Source organism: Vannielia sp. (assembly GCF_029212645.1).
Lineage (GTDB): Bacteria > Pseudomonadota > Alphaproteobacteria > Rhodobacterales > Rhodobacteraceae > Vannielia.
The window spans coordinates 23,474-40,695 of record NZ_JARGND010000019.1 but is presented as its reverse complement, the minus strand read 5'-3'; the positions used below and the strand labels follow the sequence as shown (position 1 = coordinate 40,695).

At 62.4% G+C, this 17,222-nt stretch carries 16 protein-coding genes; 10 read left to right on the top strand and 6 right to left on the bottom strand.

Annotated elements, in window-relative coordinates:
• Positions 1–101: 101 nt before the first annotated feature.
• Complete coding sequence (locus P1U55_RS08170; protein ID WP_301047049.1) at positions 102–992, bottom strand: cytochrome c; 891 nt, start codon at positions 990–992, stop codon at positions 102–104.
• Positions 992–1,462: a cytochrome c gene (locus P1U55_RS08165; protein WP_301047048.1), complete on the bottom strand. Its 471-nt coding sequence runs from the start codon at positions 1,460–1,462 to the stop codon at positions 992–994. Before P1U55_RS08165 ends, P1U55_RS08170 begins: the two co-directional genes overlap by 1 nt.
• A 193-nt stretch (positions 1,463–1,655) precedes the next feature.
• Between P1U55_RS08165 and P1U55_RS08160 the strand changes: the two genes are divergently transcribed.
• Positions 1,656–2,558, top strand: a complete 903-nt coding sequence (locus P1U55_RS08160) for a tetratricopeptide repeat protein (protein ID WP_301047047.1) — start codon at positions 1,656–1,658, stop codon at positions 2,556–2,558.
• Between the two features lie 337 nt (positions 2,559–2,895).
• On the opposite strand, the gene hpt is transcribed toward P1U55_RS08160, so the two are convergent.
• Entirely contained in the window at positions 2,896–3,435 is a 540-nt protein-coding gene (gene hpt, locus P1U55_RS08155; RefSeq protein WP_301047046.1) for a hypoxanthine phosphoribosyltransferase, read from the bottom strand.
• Between the two features lie 70 nt (positions 3,436–3,505).
• On the opposite strand from hpt, the gene P1U55_RS08150 reads away from it, so the two are divergent.
• The gene (locus tag P1U55_RS08150; protein ID WP_301047045.1) at positions 3,506–4,003 is read left to right on the top strand and encodes a type II toxin-antitoxin system RatA family toxin; all 498 of its coding nucleotides are present in this window, start codon (positions 3,506–3,508) and stop codon (positions 4,001–4,003) included.
• A gap of 7 nt (positions 4,004–4,010) precedes the next feature.
• Here P1U55_RS08150 and P1U55_RS08145 read toward each other — a convergent pair whose 3' ends face one another.
• From P1U55_RS08145 to P1U55_RS08135, 3 genes are read right to left on the bottom strand one after another with little or no spacing between them, the layout of a single operon-like run.
• Positions 4,011–4,472, bottom strand: a complete 462-nt coding sequence (locus P1U55_RS08145; RefSeq protein WP_301047044.1) for a CinA family protein — start codon at positions 4,470–4,472, stop codon at positions 4,011–4,013.
• Positions 4,469–4,966 carry a phosphatidylglycerophosphatase A gene (locus P1U55_RS08140; protein ID WP_301047043.1) on the bottom strand — a complete coding sequence of 166 codons (498 nt, stop codon included), beginning with the start codon at positions 4,964–4,966 and terminating at the stop codon, positions 4,469–4,471. The genes P1U55_RS08145 and P1U55_RS08140 overlap by 4 nt, the downstream gene beginning before the upstream one ends.
• Positions 4,963–6,111 (bottom strand): bifunctional 2-C-methyl-D-erythritol 4-phosphate cytidylyltransferase/2-C-methyl-D-erythritol 2,4-cyclodiphosphate synthase, encoded by a 1,149-nt coding sequence (locus P1U55_RS08135; RefSeq protein WP_301047042.1) that lies wholly within the window; start codon positions 6,109–6,111, stop codon positions 4,963–4,965. The genes P1U55_RS08140 and P1U55_RS08135 overlap by 4 nt, the downstream gene beginning before the upstream one ends.
• 170 nt (positions 6,112–6,281) lie before the next feature.
• Between P1U55_RS08135 and dusB the strand changes: the two genes are divergently transcribed.
• From dusB to P1U55_RS08095, 8 genes are all read left to right on the top strand, one after another.
• Positions 6,282–7,268, top strand: coding sequence for a tRNA dihydrouridine synthase DusB (dusB, locus tag P1U55_RS08130; protein ID WP_301047041.1), 987 nt, complete (start codon positions 6,282–6,284; stop codon positions 7,266–7,268).
• Entirely contained in the window at positions 7,265–8,365 is a 1,101-nt protein-coding gene (locus tag P1U55_RS08125; protein WP_301047040.1) for an ATP-binding protein, read from the top strand. Before dusB ends, P1U55_RS08125 begins: the two co-directional genes overlap by 4 nt.
• Before the next feature lie 6 nt (positions 8,366–8,371).
• Complete coding sequence (locus P1U55_RS08120) at positions 8,372–9,742, top strand: response regulator (protein WP_301047039.1); 1,371 nt, start codon at positions 8,372–8,374, stop codon at positions 9,740–9,742.
• Positions 9,743–9,842: 100 nt separating this feature from the next.
• On the top strand, positions 9,843–12,083 hold the full coding sequence (locus P1U55_RS08115) for a PAS domain-containing sensor histidine kinase (protein ID WP_301047038.1): 2,241 nt from the start codon (positions 9,843–9,845) through the stop codon (positions 12,081–12,083).
• An 18-nt stretch (positions 12,084–12,101) separates the two neighbouring features.
• A complete protein-coding gene (locus tag P1U55_RS08110) occupies positions 12,102–13,508 on the top strand; it encodes a sigma-54 dependent transcriptional regulator (RefSeq protein ID WP_301047037.1) in 1,407 nt (468 codons plus the stop codon).
• Between the two features lie 136 nt (positions 13,509–13,644).
• Positions 13,645–14,202: a CHAP domain-containing protein gene (locus P1U55_RS08105; protein WP_301047036.1), complete on the top strand. Its 558-nt coding sequence runs from the start codon at positions 13,645–13,647 to the stop codon at positions 14,200–14,202.
• 81 nt (positions 14,203–14,283) lie between these two features.
• On the top strand, positions 14,284–15,660 hold the full coding sequence (trkA, locus tag P1U55_RS08100; RefSeq protein WP_301047035.1) for a Trk system potassium transporter TrkA: 1,377 nt from the start codon (positions 14,284–14,286) through the stop codon (positions 15,658–15,660).
• 13 nt (positions 15,661–15,673) lie between these two features.
• Entirely contained in the window at positions 15,674–17,203 is a 1,530-nt protein-coding gene (locus P1U55_RS08095; RefSeq protein WP_301047034.1) for a potassium transporter TrkG, read from the top strand.
• Positions 17,204–17,222 lie beyond the last annotated feature (19 nt).

Sequence of the window (17,222 nt, the reverse complement as noted above, 5' to 3'; positions counted from 1 at the left end):
GAGCATGTTGCTCAAAAGTGGGAACCGGTTTTGAGCTTCTCGAACATGCGAAATCAATAAGTTAGAGCGTGTCGCGTGAATTCGAATGAACGCGACACGCTCTAGTTCACCGCAGGCACCGCCTTCAGGTAGGCCGCAATCGCCGCGCGATCTTCCGGCGGCAGCTTGGCCGTGCTCTGCACCACCACCGCCATCTCACCGCCCGCGCTGTCAAAGTCCGGGGTAAAGCCGGTTTCCAGGTAATAGGCGATATCCGCTTCAGACCAGTCCAGCGCCCCCGGCGTGATATTGGGGATGCGCCCTTTGCCATCGGGGCTGGCCGCGCCGCCCAGCCACTTGGCGCTTTGCCAGCCGCCCAGGGCGTTGCGCGGGGTGTGGCACTCGCCGCAATGGCCCAGAGCCTCCACCAGATAGCGCCCGCGCTGCTGCTGCTCACTCAGATCACCCGCCACCATCCAGCCTTCCCGCTGGAACAGCAGCTTCCAGCCGCCAAGGCTGCGCCGGATGTTGAACGGAAAGCCCACCTCGTGAGGCTGGCTTGGGGTGGCGTCGGCGGGCAGGGTCATCACATAGGCATAAATGTCGGCCACATCCTGCACCTGCGCCATATCGTAGGAATTGTAGGGGAAGGCGGGGTATAGATGCGCGCCATTCCGGCCCACACCCTTTGTCATCGCCCGCGCCACCTCGCGCAGCGACCACGCGCCAATGCCATGCTCCGGGTCGGGGCTGATGTTGGGCGCAAGGAAGGTGCCAAAACCCGACGGGAATTTTTGCCCGCCCGCCAGCACCAGCCTTGCCTCGCCCTCGGCCCCCGGAGCGGCGTGGCAATTGGCACAGCCTGCGGCCCAGAACAGCGGCTCGCCGCGCTCGGGGTCGCCCTCAAGCCCGGCAACCTCGTTTTCGGAAACATCGCCCGGAATGGTCACCACCCAAAACACGCCAGCCCCCAGAAGCGCCAGCGCAATTATCCAACGCAGGAAGGGAGGCATTACTCCTCCGGCGCGCGGTAAACTTTGTGGCAGCCGCCACAGGAGCCGCCCAAATTCCCCATCGCCGCCTGCATCGGCTGAAGCCCCTCGGCGGCGGCCGCTTCCATCGCGATCGAGGCTTCGATCAGGGCCGCGCCCTTGGCCTCAAAATCGGCCATGTTGTCCCAGATGTCGGGCATCGCGCGGGTTTCGTCGATCGACATCGTATCGGTGCCCTCGGGCCAAAGCGCCGGATCATGCGCCTTTTCGGCGGCGTCCTTCAGCGCGGTGGCGGCAGCCGTGGCGGTGGCGGCATCGTAATCAAGCTGCCCCTTGGCCATCTTGCCGAGCACCCCAAGGCTCTTGCCCATCTCCTTCATGATCGCCTCCCGGCTCTCCTGAACTTCCACCGCGTGGGTGGCGGCAAAGGCCGCTCCGGCCCCCAGAAAGGCGATTGCGAAAAGGCTGGCACGGCTGGCGTTCTTCAACATCGGGTCACTCCACTGTCATTTTTCGGGCCCCCTGCACGGCGCCCGTTGCCCGCCAGATTGCCCGCCAACCCCGCCACCACGCAAGCCCCCAAAACCCAAGCGGCGAATCCTCGCGCGAAGGTGATCGGCCCTGGCCCCTAGGAAAGGCGGCGCGGGCTGCTAAACTTGCCGCCTCGCAACCCGGAGATGCCCCATGCGCCACGCCGCTCTCGCGCTCGCCCTCACCACCGCGCCCCTCGCGGCCCAATCTGCTGATGAGATCGAGGCCGCGCGCCAGGCTTTCCACGAGGGCCACCACGCGCTTGCCCTCACCGTGCTGATCCCCGCCGCCGAGGCCGGGGATGCGGTGGCGCAAAACACCTATGCCATCGCGCTGGGAGATGGGCTTGGCGTGCCGGTTGATGGCACCGCCGCCGTTGAAATGTTTGAAAAATCCATGGCGCAGGGCAACCTCAAGGCCATGCACAACCTCGCCCATCACTATCACTACGGGGCCAAGGGCGTGCCCGCCGACCCGGCAAAGGCCCTCACGCTCTACGAGGAGGCGATCGCCAAGGGCTACAAAGCCGCCGGTGCCGGGCTGGGCCGCCTCTATGCCAATGGCCTCGGGGTTGAGGCCGACCCCGCCCGCGCCGCCGAGCTTTATGCCATGGGGGCCGAGGCGCAGGAGCCAAACGCTGCCTATAACCTGGCCAACGCCTACCGCACCGGCACCGGCGTTGCGGAAGATCCGGCCAAGGCGCTGGCGCTTTACACCGAAGCCGGGCTGCTGGGGAACGGGCTGGCCTGGAACGCGCTTGGCCTGATGTTTGAATATGGCATGGGCACCGAGGCCAATAACGAGGCCGCCTTTCTGGCCTACCGCGAGGCGATCAACGCCGATGTGGCGCTCGCAGGCATCAACGCGGGCCTCTTCGTGACCGCGAAGGAGGGGCCCTGGCAAGACCCGGTCGAGGGCTACGGCTATTGCCTCTGGGGGATCAACAACGCCGCCGAGGACGACCGCGAGACGTTTATCCAACAGTGTGAAGCGCTGGTCGAGTATCTCTCGGTTGAGGAAGAGGACGCCGCCAAGCGCTTTGCCGAGGGGCTTTGAGGCGGTGCGGCTCTGGATGTGCTGAACAGGTGCGTTATTTCGTGATCACAAATCGCGGGAGAGAGGTTTTATGCCTCCGGCGGGGATATTTTCAGCAAGAAAATGCAAGCGCGCGGTGGATTGATTAATGCGCCCGCACTGGATTTTGAGGCGCATGAGTTGTGCATCGAATGTGCATCGCTTGTGGCTGTGATCTTTTTGCAATTAACGGCGCGGCATTAACCTAAAGCGTTCCGCCAAAAACCTGAATCACAGCCTTTGGCGGAGCGCAGTGCGAGGCAGGACTGTTGCGCGCGCCTCGCCTTTACCTGATGTCTCAGGTTAAAGGCGTGACGCTTTAATCGGTGAAGCGCACCTTGCCGATAAAGGGCAGATCCCGGTTTCGCTGGGCAAAGTCGATCCCATAGCCCACCACAAACTCATCCGGGATTTCAAAGCCGATCCAATCCGCCTTGAAATTTACTTCTCGTCTCAAGGGCTTATCGAGCAAAGCGATGGTTTTCAGCCGCGCCGGTTTGCGCGCTGAAAGCATGTGAATGACGTGGTGCAGGGTGAACCCAGTGTCGACGATGTCTTCCACCACCAGCACATCACGCCCTTGAATTTCTCCGCGCAAGTCTTTGAGAATACGCACTTCTTTCGAGCTGACAGTGCCATCGCCATAGCTGGAGGCTTCGATGAAATCCACCTCAACGGGCAGCTGCATCTCGCGCACCAGGTCCGCGATAAACACGAAAGAGCCGCGCAGAAGGCCGATGACGACCAGCTTGTCGGTGCCTTCGAACTCGGCTTCAATCTCGCGGGCCAATTCCTCGATCCGGGCCGCAATGGCCTTGGCCGAGATCATCTGATCAATCACATATGGTCGCTGCGGCATGCCTTCCCCTTGCATTTCGGCGGCGCTTGGCGGACACCATGGCGCAATCCGCGACCCATGAACAGGCCCAATGACCCAACATTCCGAAACCCGCCAACTGCCTTATTCCGCTGAGGAAATGTATGATCTTGTGGCCGATGTCGCGCGCTACCCTGCGTTTCTGCCATGGACAGCCGCCGCCCGGGTGCGGGAGACGCGCGCAGCCGGGTCGGGCGATCTGGAACCGGGGCAGGAGGCTTTCGGGCCATGCACGATCCTTGAGGCCGATCTGGTGATTTCCTTTAAGGTTTTTCGTGAGACATTCCTGTCGCGGGTCTGGCTCTTCCCCGAGGCCAAGCGGATTGAAACGCGCTACATTGACGGGCCGTTCAAGCACCTGCATTCGATCTGGTCTTTCCGCGATCTGGAGAGCGGGGGCTGCGAGGTTCACTTTGACGTGTCGTTCGAGTTCAAGAACCGTTTGCTGCAAGGCGCGGCGGGGATGTTCTTCAACGAAGCTATGCAGCGCATCGTCCGCGCCTTCGAGAAGCGCGCGGATGATCTTTACGGGATGAAGAACGGCTCGTAAGCTGCTGTTATAGAGCGTTAATTACAAGTTTGATTGCATGGTTAACGGCTGCTTGACGCACCGCATCGCGCCCCAGCGCCCCAAACTCAACCGTCTCTGTGATCACAGACCCTTCTCGCGCCAACCCAAAGCACACCCGCCCCTCGGGTTTATGCTCAGATCCCCCCGGTCCCGCGATCCCGGTGACCGACACCGCGAGGCTCGCGTTTGAGCCCGCAAGGGCCCCAATGGCCATCTCGGCGGCAACCTCTTCAGAAACCGCGCCATGGGCTTCAAGTGTTCGTTCTAAAACGCCAATCATCTCCCGCTTGGCCGCGTTGGAATAGGTGATGAACCCACGGTCAAACACATCCGAGGAGCCGGGCACATCGGTGAGTGCCCCGCCAATCAACCCGCCTGTGCAGCTTTCAGCGGTGGCGATCACAACGCCGGATTTTCGAGCCTTATCAATAAGCTCTGCGGCGTTCATACCAGCAACCCATGGAAAATCGCGGCCAGGATCGTGGTTGCGATTGCGGCAAAAACCCCGGCAATCACATCATCCAGCATCACCCCCATCGCATCCCCACCGCGATCAGCCCACCCCACCAACCAGGGCTTCCAGATGTCAAAAAGCCGAAAGAAAACAAAGGCTCCGATCCAGCCGGGGTAGAGCTTCCAAAGCTCAATCCCCATCATCGAAGCGCCATAAACGGCGGGAAATAGAGCGATCCACTGGCCGACAACCTCGTCGATCACGATCTCCGAAGGGTCATGATCCGCGGCACCACGAGTCTCCTCCCGCGTGGCCCAGAGGCCGATGAAAAACACCGCAATACTGGCGATCAAAAGCCCCGGAAAGCCGGAGACGACGGCGATGGCGTAAGCCACCGGAAGGGCCGCAAGAGAGCCCCAGGTGCCGGGGGCAGGGCGCAGGTGGCCAACCCAGAAAAACGTGGCGATACCGTGGGTTAGAGCCTTCATTTCTGCACCAAAAGGGCTGTGGCGATGGCCGCGATCCCTTCCTCTCGCCCTGTAAAACCCAGCCGCTCCGAGGTGGTCGCCTTGACAGAAACGCGCCCAACCTCCAGCCCCATGATCCGCGCCATTTCGGCCCGCATCGCAGGGGCATGGGGGCCGATCTTGGGCTGCTCACACACCAGAGTGACATCGACATTGTTGATCGCAAAACCACGATCCGCCGCCAAGCTCACGGAATGCTTGAGGAAAATCTCGCTGGCAGCGCCCTTCCACTCTGGGTCGGACGGCGGGAAATGCTGGCCAATGTCACCTTCTGCAAGGGCGCCATAAATCGCATCCGTCACCGCGTGCATGCCCACATCGGCATCGGAATGGCCTTGCAACCCGCGGGTATGGGGCACCTCAACCCCGCAAAGCACCACATGATCGCCGGGGCCAAAACGGTGGACATCATAGCCATTGCCCAATCGGATATCCATTTGTTCTCCCTTCAAAATCCGCTCCGCGCGGGCGAAATCGCCGGGGTGCGTGATCTTCAGATTGTCCTCGTCGCCCTCAACCAGTGCCACCTTCACGCCCGCCGCCAGCGCGACCTCAACATCATCTGCCGCTTCGCCTTGAAAGCCCGCATGCGCTGCACGGATGGCCTCAAGGGCAAAACCCTGCGGCGTTTGCGCCCGCCAAAGCCCATCGCGCGGGGTGGGGGCCTCAACCCAATCGCCGCCAGATCGCCAAAGTGCGTCGGTCACCGGCCGTGCGGGGGCCGCGGCATCCGCCTTTGTGAGGGCCGAAATAACGCGCGATATCAGCGCGGTAGAGACGAGCGGGCGGGCGCCATCGTGGATCAGCACATGGGTTGTGCCCTCCGGCAATGCCGCCAATCCCGCCGCCACCGAAGCTGCCCGCGTTGCCCCACCCTTCACCAAAATGTCGTCCGACAGGGCGTCACGGGCCAAGGCTTCATCATCGGGGTGTATCACCACGGTCACGCTTGCCACTTTTTCATGCGCTCTGAAAACACCCGCCGTGCGGGCTACCACCGGCACGTTAACAAGCTCTTGGTATTGCTTGGGAATCGCCCCGCCTGCGCGGGTTCCTCGCCCGGCGGCAACAATGAGAGCGGCGATATGCGGGCGGTTCTCGACCATATCCAAGCTCTACGCGCTGCCAGTGGGGGGGGCAACATGGGAAGTGTCACGCAGATTGACCGCCTAATTCTTGTGCACTTTCGGTCTCACACCATAAATTCCGCAGCGGACCCTTTGCATTTCCGCCAAATCCGCCGATATCTGACGAGCGTTGCACAAGGATTAATCATTTGTCCGTTTCCGTGGCAGATATCTCTCTTACCCCCCCGGTCCTGCTGGCCCCTCTGGCCGGAATCACCGACTTGCCGTTCCGCCAGTTGGTGGCAGGGTTCGGCGCGGGGCTTGTGGTTTCTGAGATGGTGGCGAGCCAGGAGATGGTGCAGGCCAAGCCGGGCGTTCGCGAGCGGGCAGAGCTGGGCTTTGGCGAGCAGGCGACATCGGTGCAACTGGCGGGGCGAGATGCCGAGTGGATGGCCCGCGCGGCACGGATGGTGGCGGAGAACGGCGCCAAGATCATTGATATCAACATGGGATGCCCGGCCAAAAAGGTGACGGGCGGGCTTTCTGGGTCAGCGCTGATGAAAGACCTTGATCACGCGTTGAGCTTGATCGAGGCGGTGGTGAACGCTGTCGATATTCCTGTCACGTTGAAGTGCCGCCTTGGCTGGGATGACGACCGGATGAATGCGCCGGAGCTGGCGCAACGCGCTGAAAACGCGGGAATTTGCATGGTCACGGTGCATGGGCGCACGCGCTGCCAGTTTTACAAAGGCGCGGCAGATTGGGGCGCGATCCGGGCGGTGAAAGAGGCCGTTACCGTGCCCGTCATCGCCAATGGCGACATCACCGACGCTGCCACCGCCCGCAGCGCCCTCGCCGCATCGGGGGCAGATGGCGTGATGGTCGGGCGCGGGGCGCAGGGGGCGCCGTGGCGTTTGGCGGAAATCGCCCACGCCCTGTGGGGCACACCAGCCCCCGAAATCCCCGAAGGCGCAGCGCTGGCTGACATGGTCAAGGAGCATTACCGAGCGATGATCGACTTTTATGGCGAGGCCTTGGGCAACCGGGTCGCCCGCAAGCACCTTGGCTGGTACATGGACGCAGCCAACACCTGCGCTTCCTTGCGAAAACAAGTGCTTACCGAGAAGACCCCCGCACGCGTGATCGGCTTGATCGACGCGATCTATGCCGAGCAGGCAAGCGAGGCGGCGGCATGACGGTCACGGATGACATGGTCTGGAACTCGCTGCCCGTGCCCGCAATCCTGTTAAGCTGCACCGACGGGATCGAAGACCTGAACCCGGCGGCAGAAACCTTCCTCAACAGCTCGCTGCGCACCCTCAAAGGCGAGCAGGTGTGGGATAAGATCATGGTTGCCGCGCCTTTGGAAAACGGGTTTGAGCGGGTCCGCGAGAACCACTCACCGCTGTTTATCAACGATGTGGATGTGGGCACCGGAGAGCGCCCGCCGGTGCATTGCAATGTGCAGGTTGCGCCGCTGAATGATCGCTCTGGCCGGCTTTTGATGCTGATTTCACCGCGCGAAATTGCCGGGCGTCTGGGGCGGGCGCATTCGGTGCAGGCCACGGCGCGCTCGGCGATTGGCATGGCCGAGATGCTGGCGCATGAAATCAAGAACCCGCTCGCCGGGATCGCCGGGGCGGCGCAGTTGATCTCGATGAACCTGCCCAAGGAAGACCTTGAGTTGACCGATCTGATCGTTGCCGAAACCCGCCGCGTGGTGAAGCTGCTGGATCAGGTAGAGCAGTTCGGCAATGTCCGCCCGCCGGTCTTGAAGCCGGTAAATATCCACGATGTACTTGATCGCGCTCGAAAATCCGCCGAGGTGGGCTTTGCGGCACATGTGAAGATCGTCGATGATTATGACCCATCCTTGCCGCCAACGCCGGGCGATGGGGACCAGCTTTTGCAGGCCTTCCTCAACCTGCTGAAAAACGCCGCCCAAGCGGCTGAACGGATGGGGCCGGACCATAAGCCCGAGATCAAGATCCGCACCTTTTATGACCTGTCCCTGCGGCTGCGCAGCCCAAACGGGAAGGGGCGCGCCGTGCCCCTTCAGGTGGAAATTTCCGATAACGGGCCGGGCCTGCCCGAAGAGATCGCCGAAGACGCCTTTGAGCCTTTTGTATCGGGCCGGGAAAACGGCACCGGGCTGGGGCTCGCACTCGTATCAAAAATAATCTCGGAGCATCAGGGCTGGATTCAGGTCGATTCCGTGCCCGGCAAAACCGTATTCCGGATATCGCTCGGCGTGGCCCGCGATGTTCCCGAAGCCCAGACAGAGCAGGAGTAAACACAGATGGACGGAACCGTACTTGTTGCCGACGACGATCGCACGATCCGAACAGTGCTCACGCAGGCCCTTACCCGCGCTGGCTGCCGGGTTCACGCAACCTCATCCCTGGTGACGCTGCTGCGCTGGGTTGAAGAGGGCAAGGGCGATCTGGTGATCTCGGATGTGGTCATGCCCGATGGCAACGGGCTTGAGACGCTGCCCAAGATTTCCGCCGAGCGGCCCGGCCTGCCGGTGATCGTGATCTCGGCGCAAAACACCATCATGACGGCGATTCAGGCCGCCGAGGCCGAGGCCTATGATTACTTGCCCAAGCCGTTTGATCTGCCGGATCTGATGAAGCGGGCCGCGCGGGCGCTGGAAAGCAAGCGCCGGGTGGTGACCAAGGCGCCCGATGCGGATGCGCCGCAGGTGGATGGTGACCTGCCGCTGGTGGGGCGCACATCGCAGATGCAGGGCCTTTACCGGCTGGTCGCCAAGGTGATGAACACCGATCTGCCGGTGCTGATCACCGGCGAAAGCGGGTCGGGCAAGTCATTGATCGCGCGGGCTATTCACGATTTTTCTGACAGGCGCACGCTGCCTTTTGTGGTGGTGTCTCCCAGTGATCTGGATGGGGCCGACGGCCCGGCGCAGGTGGTTGCAAGGGCGCGCGGTGGCTCGCTTTTGTTTGATGAAATCGCTGATCTGGGGGATGAGGCGCAGGGGCGGATCGTGCGGATGCTGGATGCTTTCGGCGATACCGCGCCGCGCGTCATGTCGACCTCGCAGGGCAACCTGATGGAACGGATGGAGGCCGGAGCCTTCCGGCAAGACCTTTTTTATCGGCTTGGCGGGGTCACGATCAATGTGCCTGCGTTGCGGGAGCGGGTGGATGACATTCCGCTGCTGACCGAGCATTTCCTGGCCCGCTCCGAGCGTGATGGCATCGGGGTGCGGGGCATCTCGGAGCCAGCCCTTGAGCTGATCCGTGCCTATAGCTGGCCCGGCAACGTGCGGCAGCTTGAAAACACCGTGCGCCGCCTTGTCGTGACCGCCACCGAGGAGCAGATTTCACGCGCCGATGTTGAGCTGGTGCTCTCATCCCAGCCCGAGATTGAGCCACTGGTGGCGGGAGGCGACGGTGAAAAGCTCTCTGCCTCGGTCGCCAAGCACTTGCGCCGCTATTTTGATCTTCATGGCGGCGCGCTGCCGCCGCCGGGGCTTTATGGCCGCATCCTGCGCGAAGTTGAGACACCGTTGATCGAGATTGCGCTGGATGCGACAGGCGGAAACCAGGCGAAATGCGCGGATTTGCTCGGCATCAACCGCAATACCCTGCGCAAGAAGATCAATGACCTCGATATTCAGGTGACACGCCGCCGCAAATTGATGTAAAAGGGCAACATACCCGTGGCAGAGGGGCCTCAGGCCTCCGTCAGGACCACGGGATATGGCGGTAAAGCTCCTTTGGGGCACTAGATATGTGAGGCATGCGGTGGGATCCTCCGCACGAGCGTTTGGGTGGGAACGCCTTATAAAGCTACGAAGATTGCGCTTTGTGCGCAACGTGAGCACCCTTGCGCTTGTTGTTCTGGGGCCAGTTCTGGCCATTGGCACGTACCTGACGCTCGGCCCTTATGGGCAGGGCGCAACCTCTCCTGCGCTTCGGGCGATTCTCCTCGCGGATTTCGTTTATGTGATGATTATCGCCGCGCTGGTGCTGTGGCAGGTGGCGCGATTGATAGCCGCCCGCAGGCGCAAATCAGCCGGCTCACGGTTGCACCTGCGGCTGACCGGGGTGTTTGCGATTATCGCCGCCGTGCCCACCATCCTTGTGGCGGTTTTTGCCGGACTCACCATCAACCTCGGGTTGGAAAGCTGGTTCTCAGACCGGGTGCGCGAGGTGGTTGGCGCCTCGCTGGAGGCCGCGCAGGCCTATAAGGCCGAGCACCGCCATGATCTTAAGGAAGACGCCGCGGTGCTGGCGGGATACCTCAATGTCAGCCGCTCTGCGCGCGGCGCGGTCAGCGGGGGGGAAATCCGGCAGGTGCTGAGCCAGGGCCAGGAATTGGTGCAGCGTGGCCTGCGCGAGGCCTATATCATCGACGGCACCGGCACGCTGCGGCTGCGCGGGGCCAACTCCTACCTGTTCGACTTTGAAAAACCGACTCCCGAGCAAATGGCGCAGGCCCGTGCCGGAGATCTGGTGATCATCGAAGACTGGGAAAACAGCGAATTCCGGGCTTTGCTGCGGCTTCAGGCCTTCCCCGACCGCTTTCTTTACGTGTCGCGCGAGGTTGATGGCGAGCTGCTGTCGCTGCTGGACGATACCGAAGAAACGGTGGCCGTGTATCAGCAACTGGAAACCGAGCGTGGCAGGCGGTTGTTTGAATTTGGTGTGATCTACCTGGGCTTTGCGGTGATCCTGATCCTTGCGGCGATCTGGCTTGGCCTGTGGTTTGCCGAGCGGCTCTCGCGCCCTGTGGGGCGGCTCACCAGCGCGGCGCAGCGGGTTGGTGAGGGCGATATGGATGTGCGGGTGGTCGAAGAAGATGGTGATGACGAAATCGCCATGCTGGGCCGTATCTTCAACCAGATGACCCGCCAATTGAAGATCCAGCGCGAAACACTGGTGGAAAACGCAAACCGCACCGAAGAACAGCGCCGGGTGTTTGAGCAGGTTCTGGCGTCGGTGACGGCGGGGGTGATCGGGCTTGAATCCGATGGCCGCGTCGCCTTCATGAACCGTTCGGCCCATCGCCTGCTAGACCTCGACGAGGAGAACGATCCGCATGTGGCGGTGGGGCAGGCGGTGCCCGAGTTTGCCGGGCTGCTTGGCCGGCTGCGCGGCGGCGAGCGTGAGGTGGCGCAAAACGAAATCCGCATCAGCCGCAATGGCAAGATGGAAACCCTGCTGGTGCGCATGGCCCGCCGACGGGGCGAAAACGGCGAGATCGAGGGCTATGTGGTGGCCTTTGATGATGTGACCGAGCTTGTGACAGCACAGCGCATGGCCGCCTGGGGTGACGTGGCCCGCCGGATTGCCCATGAAATCAAGAACCCGCTCACGCCCATCCAGCTTTCGGCCGAGCGGATCAAGCGCAAGTTCACGCCGATGGTTGGGGAGGAGGCCGAGAGCCTTGAGCAACTCACCGGCGTCATCGTGCGCCAGACCGGGGATTTGCGCCGCATCGTTGATGAGTTTTCCAAATTCGCCCGCATGCCCGAGCCAGACCGCAAGCCGGTGGATCTGGCCGCAGTGCTGAGTGACGCGGTGGTGCTGCAACGCCAGAACATGGGCGATGCGCTGAAATATGAGCCGAGTGCCGGGCCGGTTTCGGCGGAATTGGATGAAACCATGGTGAGCCAGGCGCTGATCAACCTCATCAAGAACGCAGGCGAAGCGATTGAAAGCCTTCAGGAAAAGGGCGCGCCCGAGGGCCATGTGCCCGAGGTGCGCGTTTCGCTGAAGGAAGAGGGCAATGAGGCGGTGGTGCGCATTGCCGACAACGGCATCGGCCTGCCGGAAGACCGGGGCCGCCTGTTTGAACCCTATGTGACCACCCGCGAAAAGGGCACCGGCCTTGGCCTGCCTATCGTGAAGAAAATTATCGAGGAACACGGCGGCAGCCTTGAGCTGACCGATGCGGAGCCATTCGAAGCGGGGGGCCATGCGGGCGCCCTTGCCATCGTGCGGCTACCCCGCAGCGTACAGTTGAGCGCCGCCGCAGAATAAACGGAAGGAAGAGCAGAAATGGGCGATATTCTGATTGTGGACGACGAGCGCGATATTCGCGAGCTTGTGGGCGACATCCTCCGCGACGAGGGCTTCCAGACGCGGCTGGCGGGCAACTCTGATGAGTGTATGGCGCAGATCAACGAGGCCCCGCCGGGCCTGCTGATCCTTGATATCTGGCTAAAGGACAGCCGGATGGACGGGATCGACATCTTGAAAGCCGTCAAACGCGACAACCCCGATATCCCCATCGTCATCATCTCGGGGCATGGCAACATCGAGATTGCCGTCGCGGCGATCAAGCAGGGGGCCTATGATTTCATCGAAAAGCCCTTCAACATCGACCAGTTGATGGTGGTGATCCGCCGCGCGATGGAAACCTCGCGGCTGCGGCGCGAAAACAGCCAGTTGCGGCGCAAGGATGTGTCAGTTGCCGAAATGATCGGCTCCTCGACCGCCTTCAAGGCCCTGAAATCGCAGCTTGATAAGGTCACCAAGTCCAACGGGCGGGTGATGCTCACCGGGCCTGCGGGCGCGGGCAAAGAGGTGGCCGCACGCTATATCCACGCCAATTCAGAGCGCACCTCGTCGCCTTTTGTGTCGGTCAACTCGGCCTCGATCGAGCCGGACCGTATGGAAGAGGTGCTGTTTGGCCGTGAAAGCGATGCACGCGGGGTTGAGCCCGGCTTGCTCGAAGAGGCGCATGGCGGCGTGCTTTACTTTGACGAGATCGCCGACATGCCGCTTGGCACCCAGTCAAAAATCCTGCGCGTGCTGGTTGACCAGCAATTCCAGCGGGTTGGCGGCTCTGATAAGGTGCGGGTGGACCTGCGGGTGATCTCCTCCACCAACCGCGACCTTGAGGTTGCAATCGCCCAGGGCACCTTCCGCGAGGAGCTTTATCACCGGCTGAACGTGGTGCCGATCCATGTGTGCGGCCTCGATGAACGGCGCGAAGACATCCCCGAACTGGCCCGCCATTTCATTGCCGAGTGCAACGCATCACAGGGCCTTCCGCTACGCGAACTTTCAAGCGAGGCCGAAGCGCTTTTGCAAACGATGTACCTGCCGGGCAACGTGCGCCAGTTGAAGAACATCATCGAACGGGCGCTGATCCTTGGGGAAAGTGCCGGGCCGATTGATGCCAAGGAGTTGCAGGGCGGCGAGACGCCTGAAGAGGATGAAGGCCGCGTGGTCCTTTCAGGCGGGCTGGCCACATTGCCGCTGCGCGAAGCCCGTGAACTGTTTGAGCGCGAGTATCTGCTGACTCAGATCAACCGGTTCGGCGGCAATATCTCGCGCACGGCGAATTTTGTGGGCATGGAGCGGTCGGCGCTGCACCGTAAGCTAAAATCGCTCGGCGTGGTGACCTCCAACAAGGCGGGCGCACGGGTGGCCCATGTTGAGAGCCAAGCCGCCGAATAACGGCGAAAGGGGCAGGGGACGCGGCGGAAACTTGCCGGTTTTTCACGTGTCAGGGCAAATCAGCCCGGATGCGGTTGAAAATTGAGCGCGGTTTGCGGATACCCCGGCACAGGATTTGGGGACCATTGAGGGACAGATGAAAACCACCACCCTTCGCCGCACCGGCCTGCGCGTTGGCCTGCTTCTGGCCGCCGCCCTTTTCACCTCTGCCTGTGCGCAGCATCGCCGCGAAGAGGCCGTGGCCTCGCGGCTTGATCCGGCCCTCCTTCAGCATGCCGTTTCCGAAGCCAAAAGCCTGCGGGCGCGGGGTGGCCGGGTGTGGTGCGTGCCATTTGCCCGCAATGCCAGCGGTGTGGAAATTCGCGGCAATGCCGAAACATGGTGGAGCCAGGCGGCTGGCCACTACCTGCGCGGCAAAGCGCCCCGTCAGGGCGCCGTGATGGCCTTTTCGGGCACCCGCCAATTGCCGATGGGGCATGTTGCCGTGGTGTCAAAGGTGATTTCCGAGCGCGAAATCACGATCTCGCACGCCAACTGGAAGCGCAATCAGGTTTCGCTGGATATGCCGGTGATCGACATCTCCGAAAAGAATGATTGGTCGCGCGTTCGCGTGATGAGCGTGCCGGGCAACTATGGCCGCCCTTACAAGATAGATGGGTTCATTCTGGCACAAAACCTGCCGGACGCGGGCTGAGACGGCCCCGCGCGGGCGCGTTGACGCCCGTGCCGCCTTCTGCCAGATGTGGGCTGGCATGAAACAGCCAGAGAGCCTTACATGAAGGTCATCATCTGCGGGGCCGGCCAGGTTGGTTGGCAGATCGCGCGACATCTCTCCGGTGAACGCAATGACGTGACGGTGGTGGACAACAACGCCGCCCTCGTGCGCCGGGCCACCGACAGCCTTGATGTGCAGGGGATCGCGGGCCACGCGAGCTACCCCGATATTCTTGAGCGCGCCGGTGCGCGGGACGCCGATATGATCATCGCCGCCACCCATTCTGACGAGGTCAACATGGTGACCTGTCAGGTGGCGCATTCGGTGTTTTCGATCCCGCGCAAGGTGGCGCGGCTGCGCTCGCAAAGCTATCTTACCGCGATCTACTCTGATCTTTATCGCCGCGACCACATGCCCATTGATGTGGTGATCTCGCCCGAGCGGGAGGTCGCCGAAGCCGCGCTCCAGCGCCTTGCCGCCCCCGCTGCCTTTGACACCGAGCGCTTTCTGGGCGGGCGGGCGCAGCTTTTGGGCATCCAGCTTGATGAGGATTGCCCGGTTCTCAACACGCCGCTGCGCCAGCTGACCGACCTGTTTTCAACCCTGCGGGCGATCGTGGTGGGGGTGCGGCGCAAGAACACGCTCTTTGCCCCCAGTCCCGGCGACCAGCTGTTTGCGGGCGATGGGATTTATGTGTGCACCAACACCGAAGACACGGTGCGCACCATGGAGATTTTCGGCAAAACCCATCGCAAGCAGGAGCGCGTGGTTATCATCGGCGCGGGCAATGTAGGCCTCGCCGTTGCGCGGGCGCTCGAAACGCGGGTGGACCGCATCCGCGCCAAGGTGATCGAGCGTGACCGGTCCTGCGCCGAACGTGCCGCCGATGCGCTGGAAAAAACCATCGTGCTGCACGGCGATGGCCTGTCGCGCGAGTTGCTGCTGGAGGCCAATATTGACCGCGCCGATGCAGTGCTTTGCGTCACCGACGACGATAAGGTGAACCTGCTGGCCGGGGTGCGCGCCAAATCCAATGGCTGCCCGATGGCGATTTGCCTGGTGAATGATCCAACCCTGGTGCCTCTGGGCCGCCCGCTTGGGGTGGATGCGTTCATCAACCCGCGCGCCACCACCGTCAGCTCGATCCTGCGCCACATCCGCCACGGGCGGGTGCGCGGCGTTTACTCCATTGGCGACGCCGAGGCCGAGGTGATCGAAGCGCAGGTGCTGTCCACCTCGCCGCTGGCGGGCCGTTTCATCCGGGATATCGACTTCCCCGAAGGTGTGCGCGTTGGGGCGGTGATGAAGGGCGAGGAGGTTTTGAAGCCATTGGCCGAAACCCGGATCGACGAGGGCGATGTGGTGGTGCTGTTCGCCATGGCGGCTGATGTGCATGAGGTGGAGCGCCTGCTACAGGTCTCCATCGACTTCTTCTAGGGCGGGCGAGCCGATGCGCCGCATCCTTGATGTTCCGCTGATCGTGATCCTCATGGGGATCTCCGCGCTGATGATGTATCTGCCGGTCTTTCACGCCGTCACCGTGCGCGATTGGCTGGCCGCCCGCAGTTTTTTCTACTCCGGCACCCTGCTGCTGACGCTCACCATCTTTATCGGGATCGCGACCTACCACCTTAAAGCGCGCAACCTTGCCCGCAGCCACCTGCTGGCGCTGCTGATCACTTACACGCTGATGCCGGTTCTGCTGGCGCTGCCATTCTATGAAGCGGTGCGCACCACCAGCTTTTTCAACGCCTGGTTCGAGATGGTGGCCTCCCTCACCACCACCGGCGCCACCCTGTTTGAGCCCGACCGTCTGAGCGAGTCGGTTCACCTGTGGCGCGCCACCGTAGGCTGGATGGGGGGGCTTTTCATTTGGGTGACGGCGGGCGCAATCCTTGCCCCGCTCAACCTTGGCGGCTTTGAGGTGACATCCATCGCCCGCGGGCAGGGCGATGCCCGCTTGACCCGAGAGATGCACCACGCCCGCTTTGGCGATTCGCGCGAGCGGCTGCTGAAGCTCGCGCTGCAAATGGGCCCTGTTTACATTGGCCTCACGCTCACCCTCTGGATCGGGCTGGTAATCTGCGGTGAAAGGCCTCTGGTTGCGATCTGCCACGCGATGAGCATCCTTTCGACCTCGGGGATCAGCCCGGTGGGGGGGCTTGAGGCCGCCCAATCCGGGCTTATGGGCGAGGCGCTGATCTTCCTGTTTTTCGGCTTTGCTCTCACCCGTAAAACCTTTTGGGCGGGCTATGGATGGGGTGTGGACCGGATGCGCGCGATCCTGCGCGATGTTGAAGCGCGGATGGGCTTTTTCTGCCTGATCATCCTGCCGGCGGCGCTGTTCCTGCGTCATTGGATCGGCGCGTTTGAGGTGGATGACGTGGCCGATCTCCGGGCGGCCTTCGGCGCGCTTTGGGGCGCGGTTTTTACCACTCTCAGCTTCCTGTCCACCACCGGGTTCTCCAGCGCGGAATGGGCTGTCACCCAGTCATGGTCGGGGCTGGAAACCCCCGGCACGGTGATGATGGGACTGGCGCTGGTTGGCGGCGGCGTGGCCACCACCGCCGGCGGGGTGAAGCTGCTGCGCGTTTATGCCCTTTATCGCCACGGCCACCGCGAGATGGAACGCCTTGTGCTGCCGCATTCCGTTGGCGGGGAAGGCGGCGCTTTCGGCCGCCATATCAGGCGGGAAGGGGCTTATATCGCATGGATTTTCTTCATGCTTTTCGCGCTTTCTCTCACCGCCGTGTCAGCCATGCTGGCCGCCGCTGGCCTGAACTTTGAGCAAAGCATCGTGCTTAGCCTCGCCGCCCTTTCCACCACCGGCCCGGTTGCGCAGGTGGGGGGCGAAGTGCCAATCCTGTACGCCTCCATCCCCGACGCGGCCAAGGCGGTGCTGGCCGGGGCCATGGTGCTGGGGCGGGTTGAAGCCCTAGTGATCATCGCGCTTCTCAACCCCGAGTTCTGGCGCAATTGACGCAGCGGCAATGCGGGTG